We start from the raw sequence: 21,577 nt of genomic DNA, 5'->3' as shown, positions 1-21,577 counted from the left end.
AAACGTTTATTGACATGTTTGATGATACGGGAACTATTAGGCTGGCCCCAAATCAGCTAAGAGTCTTTTTTCAAGAGTACACTGGTCAAAATTCATGCCTATTTCAGAAAGCTGTCAGCTTTATTATTGCGCGACCCCTAGTTTGCCACGACAGGCAGTCGCTCAGGTGGTAGAGATGCACTGGGCCAAGTAAGGCGCCGTTCGGCTCTCCGGGTGGGCGGCCACAGCATGGGGCGTGCCAGCGACCACTATAGCGCCTCCCTTGTCACCGCCTTCAGGGCCGATATCAATAACCCAGTCGGCGGCGGCAACCACGTCCATGTCGTGTTCGACCACGATCACGGTATTGCCGGCATCGACAAGCCGGTTGAGCTGGGCGAGCAGCAATAGCACGTCGGCAGGATGCAGCCCTGTTGTGGGCTCGTCGAGAATGTACAACGTATGGCCGCGGCGTGCCCGCTGCAGCTCGGTCGCGAGCTTGATGCGTTGCGCCTCTCCTCCGGAAAGCTCGGTGGCGGGTTGGCCGAGTCGTAGGTAGCCGAGCCCCACCTCACTAAGGGTTTTAAGGCTGCGCAATGCCGAGGGTACATCGGCGAGAAACACCATTGCCGCATCCACTGTAAGCCCAAGCACCTCGGCTATATTCTTGTTACAGTATGTCACCTCGAGGGTCTCAGGGTTGTACCGCGTGCCACCGCAGTCGGGACAGGGCGAGTAACTGCCAGGTAAAAAAAGCAGACCGACCGCCACAAATCCCTCGCCAAGGCAGGTCTCGCAGCGGCCACCCGGCACGTTGAACGAGAACCGGCTAGCGCCGAACTTTCGGCTCCGAGCCTCGGGGGTCGCGGCGAATGTGGTGCGCACGGCATCGAACAGGCCTGTATAGGTGGCGAGGTTGGACCGCGGTGTGCGACCGATTGGTTTCTGGTCAACGCGCACCAGTCGATCGATCAGATCCGCGCCGTTTATCGCTTCAACCGTGGTGATGTCGACGGGTTTAGGCTCGGGTTGTTCATCCTTATCCCCGGCCACCGAGGCTGTGGATGCGTTCCCGTCACTGGGATCCAGATCAGGATGAAGGTGCAGGCCAACAGTCTCGGCAAGCACCTGGCTCACTAGAGTGGACTTGCCTGAGCCCGATACACCCGTGACCGCGGTCAGTATGCCGAGCGGAAACTCAGCGTCGAGTCCGCGTAGGTTATGGCGGGTGATACCCGTCAGGCCAAGCCAACCGAGCGGTTGTCGCAGCTCGCGTGCAGCCGCAACTGGACGCTCGCTTGCAAAGAGAAATTTTCGCGTGATCGAGGCAGGTACATCTTTGAGTCCAGCCGTAGGGCCACTGTAGAGGACCACTCCGCCCTGCTCTCCCGCATGCGGGCCGACGTCGATGACCCAGTCGGCGCGGCGTACCACGTCCATATTGTGTTCCACGATAAAAACGGAGTTACCACTAGATTTGAGCTCGTCGAGTACGGCTAGGAGCGGCTCGGCATCGGCCGGGTGCAGACCAGCGGAAGGCTCGTCGAGTACGTAGATTACGCCAAAAAGCCCAGAGCGCAGCTGGGTGGCTATGCGCAGCCGCTGCATTTCACCAGGAGAGAGCGTGGGTGTTGCGCGGCCTAGACTTAGGTATCCGAGGCCGAGATCGAGCAGCACGTCGAGGCGGCGAGTGAGATCCTTGGTGATAGTCGCACCCGGGGTATTGGCGGCCGCCGGACGGTCAAGCACGTGGCGGAGCTTGGTGAGCGACAAGCTGTTGAGCTCGGCTATGGTGCGGCCGTTAAAGGTAACGGCGAGTGCTTCGCTGCGCAGTCCGCTGCCCGCGCATATTAAGCATGGTCCAGATTCAACATATTTCAGTACACGGTTACGCACCGAAGCGCTTTTTGAATCGGCGAGCGTGTGCATCACATAACTCTGCGCGCTCCAGAACTTCCCCTTGTAAGGCCGGGGCCGTTCTCGCTCCGGCATGATGTCGACCACGGGTTGTTCCTCGGTGAACAAGATCCAATCGCGATCGGCGCGGGACAGCTGTTCCCAAGGTATGTCCACATCATGGCCGAGCGCAGTGAGGATGTCGCGCAAGTTCTTACCCTGCCACGCCCCAGGCCAAGCCGTGACGGCGCCTTCGCGAATGCTCAGTGAAGGGTCGAGCACCAGCGATGCCTCGGTGACTGTGTGCGCGGTTCCGAGTCCCTGGCATTTAGGGCAAGCGCCCATGGCGGTGTTGGGTGAAAAGGAGTCCGACTCGAGGCGCAAAGCCCCATCAGGGTAAATACCTGTACGGGAATAAAGCATCCGCAGAGAATTCGAGAGAGTGGTGACGGTGCCTACACTTGAGCGTGAGTTGGGTGTACCTCGGCGCTGCTGGAGTGCGACGGCTGGCGGCAATCCAGTAATTTCGTCCACCTGAGGCGTATGGCCTTGCTGGATCAGACGCCGGGCGTACGGCGCGACGGATTCGAAGAAACGTCGCTGGGCCTCAGCGAAAATGGTGCCAAAAGCGAGCGAGGATTTGCCAGAGCCGGACACCCCTGTGAAAGCAACTATCGAGTCCCGGGGTAGATCCACGTCAACGTTCTGCAGGTTATTTTCTCGGGCGCCGCGCACGCGCACAAACCCCGCTGGTATGGAGTGCGAAACTGATGTTGGTGTTGGGGTGTGACTACTGAAAGTGTCAACTGGCAAATCAAGGCTGCCACTATTCTTTGCTTTATTCATGCTAAAAGACCCCTTAGGTTAATTCTTGTCTAGATGTGCAGGATATGATGGGACGTGCAGAATATGATGGCTTCTACTGGCATTAATGCGCAATTCTCAGCCTATGTTGCCATTTATTTCATGGCACAATAATAACAATAATCAAGCCATAAATGGCCTAGTTTACTCAGTCAGGATGAACAGAGTTCATGGTATGTTCTTAACCAAGAGCTTAAGATCACTATCTCCATCAAAATATTCCAATTAAAATATGCCACCCATTTTTAAGGTAACACATAACGCCTTTCGTTTTTGAGTTGCCAACACTTGCTATGATTTTCTTAACGTACAGATTCAACCGAGTGATTTGAAAAATGTTTACTCAATAGCCACAAAATGACTCATTAGTTAAAACCAAGGCAACAGAAAAGCTTGATATCAATCAAGTAGAAAATAGTTTGTGGGATTCAGAAGTGATTGTTTACGCACACAACCCGCGCTGGCAATTTTACAGCGCCTTGTCGTCGTTTTCGGTCTAAATACTGGTAATGTCTTTTAATATGGGCAAAGCCCCCTACTTCTTCTTTGAATAAGGCGCCAAGCTCTATTATGATTTTTAAGCAGTAATATTCAATCTATTAAAAATAAATGGCGCCATGGTTATCCGCCAGTATTTCGGGTTATCAGCATCAACTCTAATTACTAAATCTAGAAATAATTGACTATGCCAGCCATTTTCAAGATAACAACATAGATGGATGACCATGTTTATAACAAACAAGAATTAGTGGGTTTAAAGTCCTATCTATTTATTCAATATGGCAAAGATATAGCAATCTTAAAACTATTAGTCTTGGATTTAAATATTTATAGAATAGATTTTCAATAAATTATTTTTTATGAATTATCAAATTTTTTAACATCGTTTATATATTTAATTCCTATCAATTAATAAGGTCAGATAACAAACGATTATGCCGAGCTTGCTCTATGCCTTCTTTAACTTCATTTAATTCAAAATATTTAATACTTTTTTGTTGGATCATTCTAACAGGCTTCCAGTCCCCACCTTTTACAACTATTCCATTTATCCCTAAAAAAGACATAGCATCTAGGCTATAGCTCCAAAAATCGACATTATCTGTATAAAATCAATCCTCTTTGATTTGACCATACATAGTAATTAGAGGGTTAATGTTCAGAGATTTATAAAAGGCACATTCAGATTTAATTATCGATTCAAAAATCAGCAATTCATCTTTAGGTAATCTGCTGAAATCACAATTTTTAGAAAATGATAATACTGTTCTAATATTTCTCGCATCTATAGGTGTTTTTTTGAACTGAAAAGCCCCACCATGCCACCCAACCACTGATTTTTTATTAAGATACTTAATCTTGCCAGCGGGGAAAATATAGTTGGCACATGAAGATAAACAGTATCTATCAACTTCGATGTCTAAATCATGGTTGATAATCCACTTAGCGAATTTCATAGCAATGCCGGACTCGCCACCGGGACTATTAAAAATTAATTTGCTAACCTCTGGTGTGTAAAGCTTCCTAACCGTATTGAAACCTTCATTATCAATATGATAATTATAATAAATAATTTGGTCTTCTTTATAGATTGGAAGTTGTTCAGCACCAACTGTGTCACAAAAAAAATAAACAATTATAACTATGAAAAATCTAGTCATAGACAATCCTTTGTCAAAAATAATTCACAAATGAGTTTATAAAAACTGTAGATGTTTTGTTTTCTCATTAATCTCACACGATCAGAAAGCGAAACATCCACCATTGCGCTCCCCCTGTAGCTTATTTGCTGCGTGCTGCGTGCTGCGTGCTGCAGCGAATTTACGATTAAATATCTGCTTTGGCAACGTTTAAGACAATTGTATATGTTCATTCTTTTTTCGCACTCATCGTGTACGACACATCTGCCACTACGAACAATTGATACTAAGCTCATAGCTGCGGATACTCATCGCCAAGTCATTGAAAGCCAATATGGATGGCTTATGCTTTCGCTTTGTTGCTAAATAAAGCCACCCATCATTTGAATTAGTAACATAACTCGATTTCATTGCTTTAGCGATAGATCTTCTCGATGTACTCAATTCATCAATTTCTATCAATATAGCTAAAACATTAGCGTTAAATAACTAGTTTACCTGTCATTCACAGAATTCGGCACAGCAGAAAAAATTGATAGTAGTCAAGTGTAAGGTGAATTGTAGTAAAACCGAGCCACCCATCAGTAAAACCAAGCCACCTGTAGTAAAACCGAGCCACTCATCAGTAAAACCAAGCCACCCATTATTTGAACAAGTAACATAGCTCGTTTTCATTTCTTTGGCGATAGCTCTGCTCGATGTACTCAACTAATCAATTTTAATCGATATGGCTAAAATATTATCGTTAAATGAGTGATTTATGGTCATCTAAGAAATTCAGCACAGCAGAAAATCTTGATATCAATCAAGTATAAGGAAGATGGTGGTTTTTCAAGAATTAATGCTTAAGCGCACAGCCAGCGCTGACAATTTGCAGCGCCTTGTCGTCGTTTTCGCTCTAAATGCTCACAATATTCGGTTAATGCGGGTAATGCTCCGACAGCGCCTTTAAATAATGCACCAAATTCTGTGGTGATTTTAAGCCAATTCTCTGCGGGGATATTTAGTCTATTCATTATGTCCAGGCTGCTTGAACTAATGGATCCACACTTATCTTCTCGAATCAGTTGAAGTGGATGACCATGTTTTAATTTCGAAGACTTTGTTGAATCTTGCGGAGGGATAGCTTGCTTGTAATAAAGAGAAACCCGTTGGTTCAAAGTCCTATCTTTCGCCAAATAAAAAGGCCCGCTATAAATAGCGGGCCTTTTTATTGAATGTGGCGGAGGGATAGGGATTTGAACCCAGACTCTCGAATTAAATAGTTAAAATAGTCGTTTAAATTCATTTGGTTGCAGATTTTTATATCTTCAAATTCTGCAATTGCTAACTAAGATTGACTTTATTCCTGAAGTTAAAAAAAGTCAATAATTATGAACTAATTTCATTTGGGGCACAGCTTGGCTGTAAAGCCCGCCTCTTTATAAACATCAGGGCAGTACAGCCGCTTCTAGCAGTAAATAAGTCGCATCAAAAGCAACGATAAGAGTGAGAATGTAGTACAGAAAACTAAGGCCAAAAAGCCTTCGGTGAGCAGAGTATTATCTTGACTCACCGGGAGCGTCCATATAAAGCAATGCTTCACTTTATTCTAAAACGCAACAATTTCAAACAAGATATGCTTATTTTCGAGTAAACAATAATCATCATTAATTTCAGCTAGTACATAATTTAAAGGTGGCTCATTAGAATATTGATTACCATCCCATGAAACAAAACAACGAAATATTACATGGTTATTAATAATTTTTTTCTCAGTAAATTTATCTACTAAACTTTCGTTTTTTTTAGCTTTACAAACAATAGTATGAGTCGCCTCCTTCTCGGGGAAAGAGACTCGATTACTTTCACAATCATAATCAGAGCCATTACCATACTCCAGTAAATAACCAACAGAGCAAGGAAATAAATTTTGCTCTACAAGTTGCTCCCAATTAGCTTGTAGCCAATTATCAATAACCTGCTCTTTAAACTCCCTATTGTTCGATAATATAGATCTGACTGAAGGCCAAGAAGCTTCTATAAAACATTTAAATTGATGCATAAGTATTGTGGCATTCATACTAACCCTTATATTGTTCAAGTATTTTCAAATCTTCTTGCGTTGCGGCTCGCTTTTCACGTTTACGGTCAATCGCTATATCATTATCAAATTTAACAGCAGCTCTACCTGATCTACTTCTCGGCTCTGATCTATATTCTTTTACTCTGTGTTTCGCAATGTCGATTCCTGAACCGTCAGCATTCCGAATATTTACAGCTTGCTCACCAGAATGTGGTCCATGTGTTACTGTACGAGTTTTAATTAAAGGTGGCCCAGCAATGTCTTCAACACCAGTACTCTTTACTTTACCTATCTTAATCTTACGCTCAATATAGGCTTCAATTCCAACTTTTCCTGCTACAACAGCTGCGCTTGTTAGATCACCTGTTTTTTGATATTCCTCATAACCTGCTTCTAATGCATCTATCCCAGACTTAATTCCATCAACAGTTTGCCCAATGGGTGTTAGCGAAAGCGCACCAGTCATATCTCCTTTATTCGCAGAATGAAAAACGAAGCCACCCATTTCTTGAACAAATAACATAACTCGTTTTCATGGCTTTGGCGAGGGTTACGATCGATGTGATCAACTCATCAATTTTTATCGATATGGCTAAAATATTATCGTTAAATGAGTGATTTATGGTCATCTAAGAAATTCAGCACAGCAGAAAATCTTGATATCAATCAAGTATAAGGAAGATGGTGGTTTTTCAAGAATTAATGCTTAAGCGCACAGCCAGCGCTGACAATTTGCAGCGCCTTGTCGTCGTTTTCGCTCTAAATGCTCACAATATTCGGTTAATGCGGGTAATGCTCCGACAGCGCCTTTAAATAATGCACCAAATTCAGTGGTGATTTTAAGCCAATTATCTGCGGGGATGTTGAGTCTATTCAGTATGTCCTGGCTGCTTGAGCTAATGGCACCACGCTTATCTTCTCGAATTATCCGACCGGTATCTTCAACCAATACAATGTAGTCTTTTACACTGAACATGAGCCCGTTAGGCATATTGAGCCTTTCATTTCCCACAAACGGTAATAGCTCTGCTGGTTGTTCTCCTTTCATTGCTGAATTGATACGGCGCTGAATACTGGTGTAATCTGAGGTTTCGGGGGTTGCTGCCATTTTAGCGCGGATAGGGTTTAAATCGACATAGGCCATACAGGCTAATACTGCAGCTTCATCAAGCAATGCCTGTGATTTGAATCTACCCTCCCAAAATCGCCCTGTGCATTTATCTTCTTTGTTGGCCATTCTGGCGATGGGCTCACTGAGTGAGCGCATAAACCAACTGATATCAATTAAGCGTTTACGGTATTCGGTAATGCATTGATTGACGGTTTGCAGTTCAAACTGGTTAAGGTCTTCCTCTTTTAGGTATTTGTGCGTGAGTAACGTACCTTTAAAGCCCTTGTGCCATTGAATTAGCACTTCTTTATCTGACCACTTTTTTGCTTTGTCAGCATCGACTTTTATAACCACATGTAAGTGATTACTCATCACGGCATAAGCACAGATATCAATAGCAAAGATGGTCGCTAACTCTAGAATGCGTGAATCGACCCACTCACGCCGATGCTCAAAGTTCTCTCCTGTTGAGTGATCAATTCCACACAGAAAAGCCTTACGTACCACACGAGAACAGCAGTGATAGTAAGGTGTATCTTCCAGGCTAACGATTGTCTGTCTTGGTCTGGCCATCTTAGATTACCTGTCTGAGTTAAAGGTAACTAAGCCTAGTTGAGTGCTTGCTATTTAACCAGTTGTGTTGGGTGGCCATGTTTAGTTATGATGTTTAGTTAGTTGGGTTGGGTGGCCATGTTTTGTCATCGGGGTGGCCATGTTTTGTCATCGACGTAGCGAATAAAGTCATTAATGCGCGTTTGATGGTCAATAGACTTGATGATTTTTTTGAGTGCTCCGGCAACATCAATGTTACGGATGACCGCTTCTGCTCTGTCACGAGTCAGTAAGGAGACTTTTACGTCAAAAGGGAAGCCCTTGTCGCGTAAATATTTGGCTAAGCAGATACGCGTGAAGTATACATTGTTGGGTGCTCGATAAAGATACATTGTCTGAGTCAATCCTTATGGAGAGCCCCTCAAACGCCAGAAACAAAAAAAGCCGTTGATAATCAACGGCTTTTTTTGTATTTAATGTGGCGGAGGGATAGGGATTTGAACCCAAGCAATCAGACACAAAATAAAATTAAAATTCATTATAATCAATCACTAATCGAAAAATCACATCTCAGATAGTGAACATTCGTAGTCGATATATGACATTTAAATATTTATATAATCTTTTGTCAAGAAATCCATAGTCTCTTGTTAGCTGTTTTATCGCAGGTGTTGGTTTATTTTTAACTTTTCCAATAGTACACCTAACTCTTTTTGAGTACATCCATCTTTGAAGTGAGACTCGTCTGCAAGATGTATAATTGAAAAAACACAAGACCAATACTCTTTGTCTTCCTCTGGAATTGAATCAGGTGCTTTATCCGCTAATGCCCAAGAATATTCTGATATTTCATCATGAGATAATTCACCAGATAAGTATCTCTCTAATTTAGCAATTAATGGCGAAGTTTGAATGTTAATACTCATACGTATCCGAAACAGCTAACGCCCCAATATGCCGACGAAACGAGCGCAGCGAGTTGAGGTCGGAATAATTGGTTTATTATACGTCATTTCTGCTGAAAATGAAAAGTTGCCTTATTGGTAACTTTAACCACTTCTCCATTAACTGTCGCGGGAGTAAATAGCCATAACTTAATAGCCTCTACTGAGTCGTAACCTAAGCTTACCGGGTAAGCATCAATAACGTTAACATCTTCCACTTTGCCTGATTTCACCACGGTAAACTCTATAGTGGCAAAGCCACTGACATTAGAAGTATTTTTAGCCCAAATCTTCAATTCGAGAACTTCATTGAGTTTAGGGGTATAAACTAGATTTCCTTCATTAGGCATGACATCAGTTGCCCCTACGACAAAAGGGAAAAGTAATGAAATTAACAGTACAAATCTCATAGAGGCCACCTTGACCAAGTCCGATTGCTTGCGCTTGTTATACGCCGCCACATGTAATTCCCATGCATTTTTCTACTGTTTTTGTAGATATATCTATTTTGCAATGTTGAGTAATTGAGTCTTCAATTTTCAGCATCACCGGCCTGATTTTGTCGATATCAGATTGAGGAGGACGACGATTAATACCAAAGTAGGTATGATTAAATTCAACAATACCCTTATGGTTAGTTCGGAAATAGAAATTTCCATTTAAACCATCATAGGTATATAGAATCCCGCTAATCACTTCTGGTTGCTGTATCCCACTCAAAGTTAATTCCCGGCCACCCTCCTCTGAGCGGTACTCGACATCAGAGACTCCTTGAACTGATTTTGTCGCTTTTACCATACACTAAATGGGAAGTTGCACAGAGCCAATGGATGAGTAACGAGTAATACCATATATCGTGTCGCAACCGCCTAAAATAGCGAATAGCAATGTCGCAAAAAGTATTTTTCCAAAACTCATGCTATGCATCCTCCCGCGTATAACGCCTAGTGAATGGGCAGCTTTGTGGCGAAGCCACGCTTAAAGCTGTCCAGCCCGAAGGGCGATCATTGCACGCCTTGTTATGAGTTGAATGTGGCACTGATGTAACCCGCTATTTCACGAACCAATGGCTCTGCTGATATTCCTTTTGCTACAACAGTGTAACCTGACCAATTATCCCACTCTAGGCCGACAACTTCATTGCCTCTTTTAAAGTCCTGAAATACCTCGTCGAAGCCAGCAACTTCCTTAGAAACAACCTCAAGACAAAATTTTGCAGCGATTTCATCAGTTACACTTCTGTACATACCACCTTCGATTTTTTCGAAATCGAAAAAGAAAAACGAAGCCACCCATTATTTGAACAAGTAACATAACTCGTTTTCATGGCTTTGGCGAGGGTTACGCTCGATGTACTCAACTCATCAATTTCAATCGATATAACTAAAATATCATTGTTAAATAAGTGATTTATGGTCATCAAAGAAATTCGGCACAGCAGAAAAATTTGATAGTTATCAAGTGTCAGGTGAATTGTAATTTAAGTGGGGATGATGACTTAAGCGCACAGCCAGCGCTGAAAATTTGCAGCGCCTTGTCGTCGTTTTCGGTCTAAATGTTCACAATATTCAGTTAATGCGGGTAATGCTCCGACAGCGCCTTTAAATAATGCACCAAACTCTGTGGTGATTTTAAGCCAATTCTCTGCGGGGATGTTTAGCCTATTAAGTATCTCATGGTTGCTTGAGCTAATGGCTCCACGCTTATCTTCTCGAATCAGTTGAAGTGGATGACCATGTTTTAATTTCGAAGACTTAAGTCTTGAATCTTGTGGAGGGATAGCTTGCTTGTAATAAAGAGGAACCCGTGGGTTCAAAGTCCTATCTTTCGCCAAATAAAAAGGCCCGCTATAAATAGCGGGCCTTTTTATTTTAATGTGGCGGAGGGATAGGGATTTGAACCCTAGAACGGGATAAACCGTTGCCGGTTTTCAAGACCGGTGCATTCGACCACTCTGCCATCCCTCCGAGCGGGCGAATAATATGACAATGACTGTTTTGTGTAAAGGGTAAATTGCAAATAATTTGTTAAGTGGTGATTAAACACTCAAGTTAACTGTAATTGGTGTATCGATATGGATTATTCGCTAACAGCTAAGCCTCTATACTGAGGATGAACACAATATGTGGCTTGAAGTGTTCTTAAACGAGCTTAACGGCAGTTGAATTGTGCTTATCAACTTAAGCTGACCATTTTTGTCATTTAAAATGTGATTAAACAGCTGATAGCGGCGACTTTGCTTGATTTGATTAGGCTTAATGTTTACCTTTACTGCAAGTAATTTTGCCAATGCCAAGGATAGCGAGATGCTTTCAGAACAAGCATTCGAGATGATAGATATTGTTGCCCGTGTGGGCAGTTTTACCGCCGCAGCCAATAAATTGAATAAAGTACCGTCTGCAGTGAGTTACGCCATTAAACAGATTGAAGATGACTTAGGGGTAATATTGTTTGAGCGTCACCATCGCAGTGTCAGTTTGACGCCCGCGGGTGAGCATTTTGTGGCGCAGTCGCGCGAGATAATGACTAAATTGAACAACATTAAACGTGATACCCAGAAAGTGGCTAATGGCTGGCGCCCTTCTTTATCTATTGCGATTGACAATATGGTTCGCGCAGACAAAATCAGTGGCTTGATTGCTGATTTTTATCGCCATTTTACCGACATTGAATTGATTATTCGCTTAGAAGTTTACAATGGTGTGTGGGAAGCATTGTCGACGGGTAAAAGCGATATCGCCATAGGAGCAACCTCAAGTATTCCTGTTGGTGGTACTTTCAAGTCGCGCGATATGGGAATGATTCAGTGGTCTTTTTTAGTCGGTAAAAATCACCCGTTAGCCAAAGCAGAGCATGCGTTAACCGATGATGAATTATTACAATATCCGTCAATTTGCCTGCAAGACACGGCTCATAATATTGCCCATAGGCCAAATTGGTTGTTAAATAACCAGCGCAGAATTGTGGTACCTGATTGGATCAGAGCAATAAATTGTTTTAGAGAAGGCTTAGGCGTGGGTTACATGCCATATCATTTGGCCGATATTTTTATTAAAGCCGGCGCGCTAATAGAAAAACAACTTGCCACCCCAAAGCAAGACACAGCCTGCTGTTTAGCTTGGAATAATGCCAATATGACGCCTGCTATGCAGTGGGTATTAGATCATCTCGGCGATACCGAAAAATTAAAAAAAGAGTGGCTTAGTTAAACCACTTTTGCAAAATAAGTTTTTGTTAATAACATTACTTATACAAACGTTTATGTTAAATTAGCGACTATTAAGATGATGTTTGTTATGAATTAATTTTTGTTTAATGTACATTGCTTACGCTATACAAAAGGATTTAGCTTCAGAGTGAAATATATTTTTGTGAAAGATATTTTTCTCGTTGAGCAAATCATTGAGTTAACACCTGGAGACGATAATGAATCAACAATCAGTTATATCACCTAGTCTATCGACTACTGATGTCAACAAAATGCTAAAAAACACTTATATGCTGCTTGCAATGACATTGGCATTCTCTGCTGTTACTGCAGGTTTAGCCATGGCAATCAACATTGGTCCAATGATGTCAATAGGCTTATCGCTTGGTAGCTTAGTGTTATTATTTGTGACCCTTAAAAAAGCAGACAGTGCTGCCGCTATATTTTGGGTGTTTGCCTTTACCGGTATGCAAGGCGCGTCGCTCGGTTACATTCTTAACCATTATGCTGGTATGGCAAATGGCCCTGGCTTAATTATGCAGGCCTTAGGGTTAACCTCTATCATTTTCGTGTCGCTTTCAGCGTATGCGTTAACCACTAAGAAAGACTTCTCATTTATGCGCGGCTTCTTATTTGCGGGTTTATTAGTGATGATTGGTGCGATGGTCATTAATATATTCGTCGGTAGCTCAATATTATTTATGGCAATGAATGCAGGTATTGCGTTGCTAATGACAGGTTTCATTCTATATGACACTAGTCGTATCGTGAATGGCGGCGAAACAAACTACGTTCGTGCGACTATTTCATTGTACTTAGATTTTTTGAACTTGTTCATCAGCCTACTACATTTAATGGGTATTGGCAGCGACGACTAATCGGCGATAGAGTTCATCAGCAAATTACGTTAAAATGACCCTACATTAGGGTCATTTTTTTTATAATGAGCAAATTCATCATTCAAGTAAACGGCAGCGTTTATGGCTCTACAGCCAGTTTTCGTGCGTTATCATTTTGCCAAAGCGCATTAGCTAATGGCCATCAAATTATCAACGTCTTTTTCTATCAAGATGGCGTAACCAACAGTAATGCCCTCACCTGTCCTGCATCTGACGAAATTGATATGCATTCCAATTGGCAATCATTGTCATCACAACATTCAATACCGCTAACCAATTGTGTGTCTGCAGCGCTGCGTCGTGGTGTGTTATCTCCACAAGATGCAACCGAAAACGGCAAACCACAATGGAATAGCAGTGACGCATTTACCATGGGCGGTTTAGGTGAATTAGTGGTCGGTATTGAACAAGCTGACAGGTTGATTAGCTTTTAACGTATGAGTGGAATAGATAATGAAATCACTGGCAATTATGTTTAGGCATGCACCATTGGGTACCACAAGTACACGTGAAGGGCTAGATTTTGCCATGCTCAGTGCCAGCTTTGAACAACAAGTGAGTATTATATTTACCAATGAAGCGGTATTACATTTGCTGGCAGGCCAAACACCTGAGCAAGCAGGATCTAAAGATTATGTGTCCGCATTTAAAGCACTTTCTCTTTACGATATTAATACCGTATTGGTTTGTGCAGAATCAATGCTCACATTAGGATTACAGCCTAATGACCTTAGTATTGCCGCGACGGTGGCGACTCCAGAGGTGATTAGTCAAACCCTGCAAGCTGCTGATGAGGTGTTAGTATTTTGATATTACATCATATCCAAACATCAGTAATGACTGACGACGCCTTAAGTACATGCTTACGCTATATTCACCCTACAGACAGTATTTTATTGTCTAGCGATGCAGTGAATTGTTTATTACAAACCCAGTGGCAACAGCGTTTAGCAAACATTGCTCTGTTTGTGCTACAAGATGATGTTGTCGCCAGGGGCTTATCGGATCGCTTGATGATTATGTTAGCCAATAAAGCTGCGGGCTCTTTTGATATTATTGATTATTCACAATTTGTTGAACAATCTTTGTTACACGATAAGGTGATAACTTGGTAAACTTTTTTGAATTTAATGGCCAACAAATTGAAACCGATCATCAAGGCTATTTAAAAAATGTTAATGACTGGCAAGAGCCTATGGCAATTGCGATTGCCGCTACAGAGAACATTGAGTTAACTGAGCAACACTGGGAAGTTATCCGTTTTGTGCGTGATTTTTATCTAGAGTACAAAACCAGCCCAGCTATTCGTGTGTTGGTCAAAGCGATAGGCCAACGTTTAGGTGCGGATAAAGGTAATTCTAAATATTTATATACCTTGTTTCCTATTGGCCCAGCAAAACAAGCAACAAAAATTGCAGGCTTACCCAAACCAGCAAAATGTTTATAGCTGATTAATGCTGACAAAAAAGCCCGCTCAAGATAACTTAAGCGGGCTTTTTAAATGGCTAACCTTAACTGAGGTTATTTTGGAAATATATTTTCTATCACTATAAATGCTGCTTGAGCTAGTTGAACAATTACCAACAACATAAAAAAGGAGATAACTGATAAGTAGATAAGCCTACGATTATCACGCCGACTTGAACCCATTGCTGGTTGTACCAACCCTTATAAATATGTGACCAACTCAAACTGAGTGACACAATTTCCAATGCAACGTAAAAATAAAATATGTGTTGCGATACGGTAACACCGTTAACACGATTTACGGATTACGAGGTTACTCAACGCGCACAACATACAGGTCTTTTAGAACGACGAAGGTCTAAAGCTCTATCCTGTACAAGACTGACAATTAACACCCTAGCCACACTAAAATGGACTGCGGCTAGGACTATATCAATTGGCCAATCATATTAGCTAACTATAATTAGCTAACTATAAATAGCGCTTAACATTAACCAATCACACTTAAACCGCCCATGTATGGACGTAATACTTCAGGTACTGTAATGGTGCCATCTTGATTTTGATAGTTCTCAAGTACTGCTACTAACGTTCGGCCAACCGCTAAACCTGAACCATTTAAGGTGTGCAATAAAGCAGGTTTGTTATCGACTTTGCTACGGTATCTAGCTTGCATTCTTCGCGCTTGGAAATCTTTCATGTTTGAACAAGATGAAATTTCTCGGTAAGTATTTTGCGCTGGTAACCACACTTCGATATCAAAAGTTTTACTTGATCCAAAGCCCATATCACCAGTACATAACGCCATAGTGCGGTACGGTAAGTTTAATAACTGTAATACTTTTTCAGCATTGGCAGTAATTTCTTCTAGTGCTTGCATTGAATTATCTGGGTGAGCAATTTGCACTAACTCAACTTTGTCAAATTGATGCTGACGGATCAAACCACGAGTATCACGACCATAAGAGCCCGCTTCACTGCGGAAACATGACGTTAACGCCGTCATTTTCATTGGCAGTTCACTTTCGTCCACGATCATATCGCGCACATAGTTAGTTAATGGCACTTCTGCAGTTGGAATAAGTGATAAACCTTGGCCTTCTTCGGTGGCCGGTTTAGTGTGGAATAAATCTTCACCAAACTTAGGTAATTGGCCTGTGCCTAATAAGCTGTCTTCGTTAACCAATAACGGGACGTATGTTTCTGTATAGCCGTGTTCAGTGGTGTGTAGGTCTAACATAAACTGGCCTAAGGCACGATTTAAACGGGCAATTTGACCACGCATGATAATAAAACGTGAACCGGTAATTTTAACCGCGCTTTTAAAGTCTAAACCGCCTAGTGCTTCGCCTAAATCTAAGTGATCTTTCACTTCAAAGTCGAATACCTTTGGGGTGCCCCAACGACGCACTTCAACATTGTCGTTTTCATCAGCGCCTACCGGAGCCGATTCGTCTGGCAAATTTGGCATGCTCATGGCGATGCTATTGATTTGTTGCAACAACTCAGCAAGCTCAGCTTTCTTTGCATCTAGCTGTGCACCTAAATCACCCACTTGCGCCATAATGGAACTGGTATCTTCACCGCGCGCTTTAGCTTGACCAATCGACTTAGAGATCGCGTTACGCGATGCTTGCAAGTCTTCTGTAGCAACTTGTAGCGATTTACGCTTTTCTTCAAGTTTGGTCAAATTATCGACATCAAGAATAAAGCCACGAGTGGCTAAACGCTCGGCAGTGATTTCCAGTTCATTACGCAAAAATTTTGGATCTAGCATGTTGTGAGTTCTTTTTAGTTAAACACGTGAAAATATAAGCTGTTGACCTAAATACACCATAAAGAGGCATAAGGTGACATTCAACAACACATTTAAAATAGCTTTCTGCCATAAGCCTTCTTGCAATAGCAGTAAGGTTTCATTCGAAAAAGTCGAAAACGTCGTTAATGCACCTAATAGACCAATGCCAATAAGCGCTTTAATTTCAGGGCTAATATGACTCAATTGCCCTAGCGCATAAACGACGCCCATTAAAAACGATCCCAATAGATTGACTAACAGTGTACCAAAAGGAAAACTGCTTCCAAATACCTGGATCATAAAAATTGACAGAAGATAGCGTAAAACTGCACCAATCGACCCACCTAATGCCACCAAGAACACATTAGTCATAGCGTTTGTCCTCGCTTTGTTGATCAAGTTGGTTTAATTGGGCCAATTTATCTTGAATGCGCTTTTCAAAACCTCTGTTAGTGGGTTGATAAAATTGACTGTGTTGCAGTGATTCTGGAAAGTAATTTTCGCCAGCAGCATAAGCACCAGGTTCATTATGTGCATAACGATACTCCTTACCAAAGCCGATGTCTTTCATCAGTTTGGTTGGCGCATTACGTAAATGGTTGGGCACAGGTTCGTGTCCGGTTTGTTTGGCTAACTCGCGAGCAGCACCAAATGCACTATAAACAGCATTACTTTTAGGAGCACTGGCTAAATATAATACTGCTTGCGCTATCGCTCGTTCACCTTCTGCAGGGCCAATGCGGTGATAACAATCCCACGCATTAAGTGCAACGGTCATGGCTACTGGGTCGGCATTACCAATGTCTTCTGAGGCAATCGCTAATAAGCGGCGAGCAACATACAAAGCATCACCGCCACCTTCTAAAATACGGCAATACCAATACAAAGCGGCATCCGGCGCAGAGCCCCGCACAGACTTATGTACAGCAGAAATTAAATCGTAAAATTGATCGCCATTTTTATCGTAACCCGCAGCTTGGTGTCCGGCAACTTGCGTCAGCATCTCGGTGGTAAACGCGCCAGCATCAGCCACTAAATCGCTCATTAACTCAAGCAAATTAAGCGCTTTACGTGCGTCACCATCACTAATGTCGGCCAATTGCTTGGCTACATCTGCAGGTAATGTTAATTGGCGTTTGCCCAAACCACGTTCAACATCAGCTAATGCTTGAGTGACAATTAAGCTTATTTCGTCAGAGCTTAGTCGATTTATAAGGTAAACTCGCGCACGCGACAATAAAGCGTTATTGATTTCAAATGAGGGATTTTCGGTGGTGGCACCAATGAAAATAACCGTACCGTCTTCAATAAAAGGTAAAAATGCATCTTGCTGACTTTTATTAAACCGATGAACTTCGTCGACAAATAATAAGGTTCGTTGACCACGACTTTGGGCAATGGCTTTAGCTTGTTCTATTGCGGCGCGAATGTCTTTTACGCCTGACGTTACCGCAGAAATACGTTCAACATGGGCATTGGCATAATGGGCAATTAACTCAGCTAAGGTGGTTTTCCCCGTACCAGGCGGGCCCCAAAGTAACATCGAGTGTGCTCGATTAGCCTCTAGCGCTTTACGCAGAGGTTTACCTTCACCTAATAAGTGTGCCTGACCTATGTATTCACTAATGTCCCTTGGGCGCATGCGAGCGGCCAAGGGGCGAAAATCTGGTGCAAAATCAAAACCTAAATTAGCCATCAAACAACCTAGTTTGTTTGCTTTAAACGTTGATCGTCAATATCAACGTTATCAGGTACGGCAAACTTAAATATGTTTGTCTCATTATCTTTTACTTTACGTTGCTGAGTTAACGCAAATTGACTGAGGTTGCCTTGCTCGTCAGTCAAGTTAAATTTAACTAACTGGCTCGCGTCAAAACACACACTCACGGCAACGACATTGCTGTTAAGTTTTTTAGGTTGAATATCAAAACAGCTTGATTTTCCGCTTACGGCACGCTTAGAGACAGAATACTTAGCCCATGTCGCTTCGTCTCGATGCACTAACAAGGCCATAGGTGATGCATCAACGGCTTGAGCAACATCCATCACAGTCACTTCTTCCGCAAAAGGATTATAAATCCACAAATTAGCGCCATCAGCCACAATTAATGATTCGTCTGGCTGAGTTAAATGCCAGTAAAATTGATTCGGATACGCAAGTGCAAACACCCCGCTGCCGGTTTGAATAGGCTTACTGTTAATGTCAGTCACTTGTTGGGTAAATGTCGCATGCAAGCTGTCTATATTAGATAGCTTAGCGCGTAATTCGGTTGCGTCATCGGCCATTGCGGCAACGCTGCTTAAACTTGTGGCTAATAATAGGCTTAACACTGTAATACGTTTATTCATCATTAATTCCTCGGTGGTGGCGGAGCCAACACTTCACGATTACCATTGTGGCCTTGGGCTGTCACAATACCTTGGCTTTCCATCATTTCAATAATGCGGGCGGCGCGATTGTAACCAATTTTAAATTTACGTTGTACGCTAGATATGGAGCCGCGGCGAGTTTCGGTAACAAATGCTACCGCGTCATCATATAACGCATCCAACTCTTCTTCGCTATCGGAGGTTTCACCGGGTAACAGTACTTGTTCACCATCTGTAGCACCATTAAGAATTTCTTCAATATATTGTGGCTTACCACGAGCACACCAATCGGCTACGACTTTATGCACTTCATGATCATCAATAAACGCCCCATGAACACGATTTGGCAAACCGGTTCCTGGAGGTAAATACAGCATATCACCCATGCCTAATAGGGTTTCTGCGCCCTGTTGATCAAGAATGGTACGAGAGTCAATTCGTGACGACACTTGGAACGCAATACGGGTTGGAATGTTAGCTTTAATCAAGCCAGTGATCACATCAACCGATGGACGCTGTGTCGCTAATATTAAGTGAATACCTGCCGCACGCGCTTTTTGCGCGATACGGGCAATGAGTTCTTCTACTTTCTTACCAACAATCATGATCATGTCAGCAAATTCATCGACGACCACCACAATAGAAGGCAGTTTTTCTAATGGTGGCGCATCGTCTAGCATGCTTTCAGAAGACTTCCATAATGGATCGGGAATGTACTCCCCTTTGGCGGCTGCTTCTTTAATTTTAAAGTTGTAGCCTTTAAGGTTACGCACACCTAATGCCGACATTAATTTATATCGGCGTTCCATTTCACCTACACACCATCGCAGTGCATTGGCTGCTTCTTTCATGTCGGTAACCACTTCACACAATAAATGTGGAATACCTTCATACACCGACAATTCGAGCATCTTAGGGTCAATCATAATAAAGCGGACATCATCTGGGCCCGATTTATACAACAAACTGGTGATCATCGCATTCACACCGACCGATTTACCAGAACCCGTTGTACCAGCAACTAATAAATGCGGCATTTTGCCTAAATCAACGACCACAGGCTCACCGGCAATGTCTTGTCCTAACACCATAGACAATGTCGATTTGCTGTCTTTAAACGCGGCAGAATCGAGTACATCGCGCATAAACACGGTTTCACGGAACTTGTTCGGCAATTCTAAGCCTACATAAGCTTTACCTGGAATAACTTCAACTACACGCACGTTTTCAGATAATAATGAACGGGCTAAATCTTTCGATAAATTGGTGATTTTAGACGCTTTAACCCCTGGAGCTAATTCAAGTTCAAAACGAGTAATCACAGGTCCAGGATACACCCCTACTACATTGGCGATAATGTTAAAGTCGGCCAGTTTTGTTTCAACCAATCGAGCAACTTGCTGTAATTCAGCTTCACTGATGGGGTTTTTCTTACGATCTGGAACATCAAGTAAGGTAATGCTCGGTAGCGGATCCATTTTTTGACGCGCTTGTTGAGGGGTTTGGCCATCAATTACCACAACGCCATCCACAATTCGGACATCTTTTTTCGGCTTTTGCTGAGCGACTAATGCCCCTGTTGAATGAGGCTTATTAAATGCTTCCTCAAAAGGTTCATCTGCGATATCTAGATTATTAATTGCAGGGCTATCATTAACGCCATCATCATTGTCGTCATCAATATCAAAATCGACATCATCTTTAGTCGCGACCCAAGGTGCAAAAGATGTGTCGTCATTATCGAGTTGCATCGACGGTTCTTGGCGATCATCTATATCAAATTCATCGTCATCATTGTCTGATACGTTAATATCTTCAGCAGGTTTAGCCTTGCGGCTAAAGAAACTGCGTTTTTTCTCAACAATTGGTGGCGTCTCTATTGCTGGCTTAATATGAATTGGCACTTTGACTGCCGATTTGCTTGGCTTATCCAGTGAGGGTTCATTTTGTAGATCAATTTCATTACGGCGTTGGGTAAACTTATCCACTAATGACATAAAACCTTTGGTATCTTCGGTCTCACGTTCACGTTTAAATAATCGTGGCAATGTCCATATTTTCTTAGCTAACCAGATAGAACCTAAACCCGTTAACTCAATAATGGTTAACCAACTCACGCCTGTCGCTAAGGTGAAGCCTGCACCAATAAAACACATTAATAGTAATGTGGTGCCGAGCTTATTAAAATACGGCAACATGGCTTGACCAATAACGTCACCTGCAACACCACCGGCTGAAAACACAAACATATTCTCGGCATTCATACTGACCAGCGCAGCTAACGCCAGCAACATCAGAATAAAACCAATGATTCTTAGGCCAACAGAAAAATAATCTATTTCGAACACTCGATGCGCGCGATTAAAAATAAACCAACCGGTTGTGGCTATAATCATGGGAATTAAAAAAGCGATGAACCCGAAGAAATAAAACAACACATCTGCTGTCCAAGCACCTACAGCACCAGTCCAGTTGTGTATCTCACCTTGGAAATGCGACTGACTCCAGCCAGGGTCACTTGGATTGAAACTGGATAATGCCAATAGAATATAGGTTGCAACCATGCAACATAATATAAGACCACCTTCAAGTAGCCTTTGTAGGCCACTGAGTGTTTTAAGACTATTTTCCTGAGTCAAACGAAAGCATCCATAAAAAAGTGAAAAATAAGGGTTAAGATAACAGAATATCACTGTATTTGCAGTGATTATGCACCTTGAATTAATCAAGCTCAATCGATTGTTATGTCGAATTAATCAAGAAACATAAAAGCATTGATGATGG

At 42.5% G+C, this 21,577-nt stretch carries 21 protein-coding genes, 1 tRNA gene and 2 pseudogenes; 6 read left to right on the top strand and 18 right to left on the bottom strand.

Annotation, left to right across the window (positions count from 1 at the left end):
- Positions 1-162: 162 nt before the first annotated feature.
- From AAEY99_RS02540 to AAEY99_RS02480, 13 genes and pseudogenes are all read right to left on the bottom strand, one after another.
- The gene (locus AAEY99_RS02540; RefSeq protein WP_351008948.1) at positions 163-2,721 is read right to left on the bottom strand and encodes an excinuclease ABC subunit UvrA; all 2,559 of its coding nucleotides are present in this window, start codon (positions 2,719-2,721) and stop codon (positions 163-165) included.
- A 1,130-nt stretch (positions 2,722-3,851) separates the two neighbouring features.
- Positions 3,852-4,400, bottom strand: a complete 549-nt coding sequence (locus AAEY99_RS02535) for a hypothetical protein (protein ID WP_351008946.1) — start codon at positions 4,398-4,400, stop codon at positions 3,852-3,854.
- An 824-nt stretch (positions 4,401-5,224) separates the two neighbouring features.
- Positions 5,225-5,449, bottom strand: a pseudogene (locus AAEY99_RS02530) (transposase); the annotation flags it as partial.
- A gap of 521 nt (positions 5,450-5,970) precedes the next feature.
- Positions 5,971-6,441 carry a hypothetical protein gene (locus tag AAEY99_RS02525; protein WP_335692152.1) on the bottom strand — a complete coding sequence of 157 codons (471 nt, stop codon included), beginning with the start codon at positions 6,439-6,441 and terminating at the stop codon, positions 5,971-5,973.
- A gap of 1 nt (position 6,442) precedes the next feature.
- Complete coding sequence (locus tag AAEY99_RS02520; RefSeq protein ID WP_335692153.1) at positions 6,443-6,967, bottom strand: hypothetical protein; 525 nt, start codon at positions 6,965-6,967, stop codon at positions 6,443-6,445.
- A gap of 183 nt (positions 6,968-7,150) precedes the next feature.
- Positions 7,151-8,128, bottom strand: coding sequence for a transposase (locus AAEY99_RS02515; RefSeq protein ID WP_335692154.1), 978 nt, complete (start codon positions 8,126-8,128; stop codon positions 7,151-7,153).
- A gap of 125 nt (positions 8,129-8,253) precedes the next feature.
- Positions 8,254-8,499, bottom strand: coding sequence for a hypothetical protein (locus AAEY99_RS02510; protein WP_101087645.1), 246 nt, complete (start codon positions 8,497-8,499; stop codon positions 8,254-8,256).
- 267 nt (positions 8,500-8,766) lie between these two features.
- The gene (locus AAEY99_RS02505) at positions 8,767-9,033 is read right to left on the bottom strand and encodes a hypothetical protein (RefSeq protein ID WP_101087644.1); all 267 of its coding nucleotides are present in this window, start codon (positions 9,031-9,033) and stop codon (positions 8,767-8,769) included.
- An 83-nt stretch (positions 9,034-9,116) separates the two neighbouring features.
- Positions 9,117-9,461, bottom strand: a complete 345-nt coding sequence (locus tag AAEY99_RS02500) for an energy transducer TonB family protein (RefSeq protein WP_101087643.1) — start codon at positions 9,459-9,461, stop codon at positions 9,117-9,119.
- Positions 9,462-9,498: 37 nt separating this feature from the next.
- Entirely contained in the window at positions 9,499-9,849 is a 351-nt protein-coding gene (locus tag AAEY99_RS02495) for a hypothetical protein (protein ID WP_335692155.1), read from the bottom strand.
- 221 nt (positions 9,850-10,070) lie between these two features.
- Positions 10,071-10,298, bottom strand: coding sequence for a hypothetical protein (locus AAEY99_RS02490; protein WP_157822819.1), 228 nt, complete (start codon positions 10,296-10,298; stop codon positions 10,071-10,073).
- A gap of 251 nt (positions 10,299-10,549) precedes the next feature.
- A pseudogene (locus AAEY99_RS02485) lies at positions 10,550-10,774 on the bottom strand (transposase); the annotation flags it as partial.
- A gap of 154 nt (positions 10,775-10,928) precedes the next feature.
- Positions 10,929-11,018, bottom strand: a tRNA-Ser gene (locus tag AAEY99_RS02480).
- Between the two features lie 339 nt (positions 11,019-11,357).
- Here AAEY99_RS02480 and punR point away from each other — a divergent pair.
- The 6 genes from punR (at position 11,358) to AAEY99_RS02450 (ending at position 14,605) form a co-directional block, all read left to right on the top strand.
- Positions 11,358-12,260, top strand: coding sequence for a DNA-binding transcriptional activator PunR (gene punR, locus AAEY99_RS02475; protein WP_059746694.1), 903 nt, complete (start codon positions 11,358-11,360; stop codon positions 12,258-12,260).
- A gap of 217 nt (positions 12,261-12,477) precedes the next feature.
- Positions 12,478-13,137 carry a Bax inhibitor-1/YccA family protein gene (locus AAEY99_RS02470; RefSeq protein ID WP_351008941.1) on the top strand — a complete coding sequence of 220 codons (660 nt, stop codon included), beginning with the start codon at positions 12,478-12,480 and terminating at the stop codon, positions 13,135-13,137.
- A 65-nt stretch (positions 13,138-13,202) separates the two neighbouring features.
- On the top strand, positions 13,203-13,592 hold the full coding sequence (gene tusD, locus AAEY99_RS02465) for a sulfurtransferase complex subunit TusD (RefSeq protein ID WP_162022965.1): 390 nt from the start codon (positions 13,203-13,205) through the stop codon (positions 13,590-13,592).
- 19 nt (positions 13,593-13,611) lie between these two features.
- Positions 13,612-13,968 (top strand): sulfurtransferase complex subunit TusC, encoded by a 357-nt coding sequence (gene tusC / locus AAEY99_RS02460; protein WP_192116056.1) that lies wholly within the window; start codon positions 13,612-13,614, stop codon positions 13,966-13,968.
- Positions 13,965-14,273 (top strand): sulfurtransferase complex subunit TusB, encoded by a 309-nt coding sequence (tusB, locus tag AAEY99_RS02455; protein ID WP_192116057.1) that lies wholly within the window; start codon positions 13,965-13,967, stop codon positions 14,271-14,273. The genes tusC and tusB overlap by 4 nt, the downstream gene beginning before the upstream one ends.
- Positions 14,267-14,605, top strand: a complete 339-nt coding sequence (locus AAEY99_RS02450; protein WP_101087635.1) for a TusE/DsrC/DsvC family sulfur relay protein — start codon at positions 14,267-14,269, stop codon at positions 14,603-14,605. Before tusB ends, AAEY99_RS02450 begins: the two co-directional genes overlap by 7 nt.
- A 510-nt stretch (positions 14,606-15,115) precedes the next feature.
- Here AAEY99_RS02450 and serS read toward each other — a convergent pair.
- Genes serS through AAEY99_RS02425 form a run of 5 tightly spaced genes read right to left on the bottom strand, consistent with a single transcriptional unit; the run spans position 15,116 to position 21,432 of the window.
- On the bottom strand, positions 15,116-16,402 hold the full coding sequence (gene serS, locus AAEY99_RS02445) for a serine--tRNA ligase (protein ID WP_351008937.1): 1,287 nt from the start codon (positions 16,400-16,402) through the stop codon (positions 15,116-15,118).
- Between the two features lie 18 nt (positions 16,403-16,420).
- Positions 16,421-16,795 (bottom strand): fluoride efflux transporter CrcB, encoded by a 375-nt coding sequence (gene crcB / locus AAEY99_RS02440; RefSeq protein WP_101087633.1) that lies wholly within the window; start codon positions 16,793-16,795, stop codon positions 16,421-16,423.
- Positions 16,788-18,119 carry a replication-associated recombination protein A gene (locus AAEY99_RS02435; protein WP_335692157.1) on the bottom strand — a complete coding sequence of 444 codons (1,332 nt, stop codon included), beginning with the start codon at positions 18,117-18,119 and terminating at the stop codon, positions 16,788-16,790. The genes crcB and AAEY99_RS02435 overlap by 8 nt, the downstream gene beginning before the upstream one ends.
- Before the next feature lie 8 nt (positions 18,120-18,127).
- The gene (gene lolA, locus AAEY99_RS02430; RefSeq protein ID WP_351009010.1) at positions 18,128-18,772 is read right to left on the bottom strand and encodes an outer membrane lipoprotein periplasmic chaperone LolA; all 645 of its coding nucleotides are present in this window, start codon (positions 18,770-18,772) and stop codon (positions 18,128-18,130) included.
- Between the two features lie 2 nt (positions 18,773-18,774).
- Positions 18,775-21,432 (bottom strand): DNA translocase FtsK, encoded by a 2,658-nt coding sequence (locus AAEY99_RS02425; protein WP_162022961.1) that lies wholly within the window; start codon positions 21,430-21,432, stop codon positions 18,775-18,777.
- Positions 21,433-21,577: the final 145 nt, after the last annotated feature.

It is taken from the genome of Shewanella sp. S1-58-MNA-CIBAN-0166 (genome assembly GCF_040310085.1).
Lineage (GTDB): Bacteria > Pseudomonadota > Gammaproteobacteria > Enterobacterales > Shewanellaceae > Shewanella.
The sequence above is the reverse complement of the archived record's forward strand: the minus strand, read 5'-3'. Positions and strand labels throughout refer to the sequence as shown.

Excerpts from the sequence above, each read along its gene's own strand:
- AAEY99_RS02490 (WP_157822819.1), bottom strand. The coding sequence starts at position 10,298 with ATGTACAGAAGTGTAACTGATGAAATCGCTGCAAAATTTTGTCTTGAG.
- AAEY99_RS02435 (WP_335692157.1), bottom strand. The coding sequence starts at position 18,119 with ATGGCTAATTTAGGTTTTGATTTTGCACCAGATTTTCGCCCCTTGGCC.
- AAEY99_RS02505 (WP_101087644.1), bottom strand. The coding sequence starts at position 9,033 with ATGAGTATTAACATTCAAACTTCGCCATTAATTGCTAAATTAGAGAGA.
- AAEY99_RS02525 (WP_335692152.1), bottom strand. The coding sequence starts at position 6,441 with ATGAATGCCACAATACTTATGCATCAATTTAAATGTTTTATAGAAGCT.
- crcB (WP_101087633.1), bottom strand. The coding sequence starts at position 16,795 with ATGACTAATGTGTTCTTGGTGGCATTAGGTGGGTCGATTGGTGCAGTT.
- AAEY99_RS02470 (WP_351008941.1), top strand. The coding sequence starts at position 12,478 with ATGAATCAACAATCAGTTATATCACCTAGTCTATCGACTACTGATGTC.
- AAEY99_RS02500 (WP_101087643.1), bottom strand. The coding sequence starts at position 9,461 with ATGAGATTTGTACTGTTAATTTCATTACTTTTCCCTTTTGTCGTAGGG.
- tusC (WP_192116056.1), top strand. The coding sequence starts at position 13,612 with ATGAAATCACTGGCAATTATGTTTAGGCATGCACCATTGGGTACCACA.
- serS (WP_351008937.1), bottom strand. The coding sequence starts at position 16,402 with ATGCTAGATCCAAAATTTTTGCGTAATGAACTGGAAATCACTGCCGAG.
- AAEY99_RS02495 (WP_335692155.1), bottom strand. The coding sequence starts at position 9,849 with ATGGTAAAAGCGACAAAATCAGTTCAAGGAGTCTCTGATGTCGAGTAC.
- AAEY99_RS02535 (WP_351008946.1), bottom strand. The coding sequence starts at position 4,400 with ATGACTAGATTTTTCATAGTTATAATTGTTTATTTTTTTTGTGACACA.
- AAEY99_RS02515 (WP_335692154.1), bottom strand. The coding sequence starts at position 8,128 with ATGGCCAGACCAAGACAGACAATCGTTAGCCTGGAAGATACACCTTAC.
- lolA (WP_351009010.1), bottom strand. The coding sequence starts at position 18,772 with ATGAATAAACGTATTACAGTGTTAAGCCTATTATTAGCCACAAGTTTA.
- tusD (WP_162022965.1), top strand. The coding sequence starts at position 13,203 with ATGAGCAAATTCATCATTCAAGTAAACGGCAGCGTTTATGGCTCTACA.
- AAEY99_RS02510 (WP_101087645.1), bottom strand. The coding sequence starts at position 8,499 with ATGTATCTTTATCGAGCACCCAACAATGTATACTTCACGCGTATCTGC.
- AAEY99_RS02520 (WP_335692153.1), bottom strand. The coding sequence starts at position 6,967 with ATGTTATTTGTTCAAGAAATGGGTGGCTTCGTTTTTCATTCTGCGAAT.
- AAEY99_RS02540 (WP_351008948.1), bottom strand. The coding sequence starts at position 2,721 with ATGAATAAAGCAAAGAATAGTGGCAGCCTTGATTTGCCAGTTGACACT.
- punR (WP_059746694.1), top strand. The coding sequence starts at position 11,358 with ATGCTTTCAGAACAAGCATTCGAGATGATAGATATTGTTGCCCGTGTG.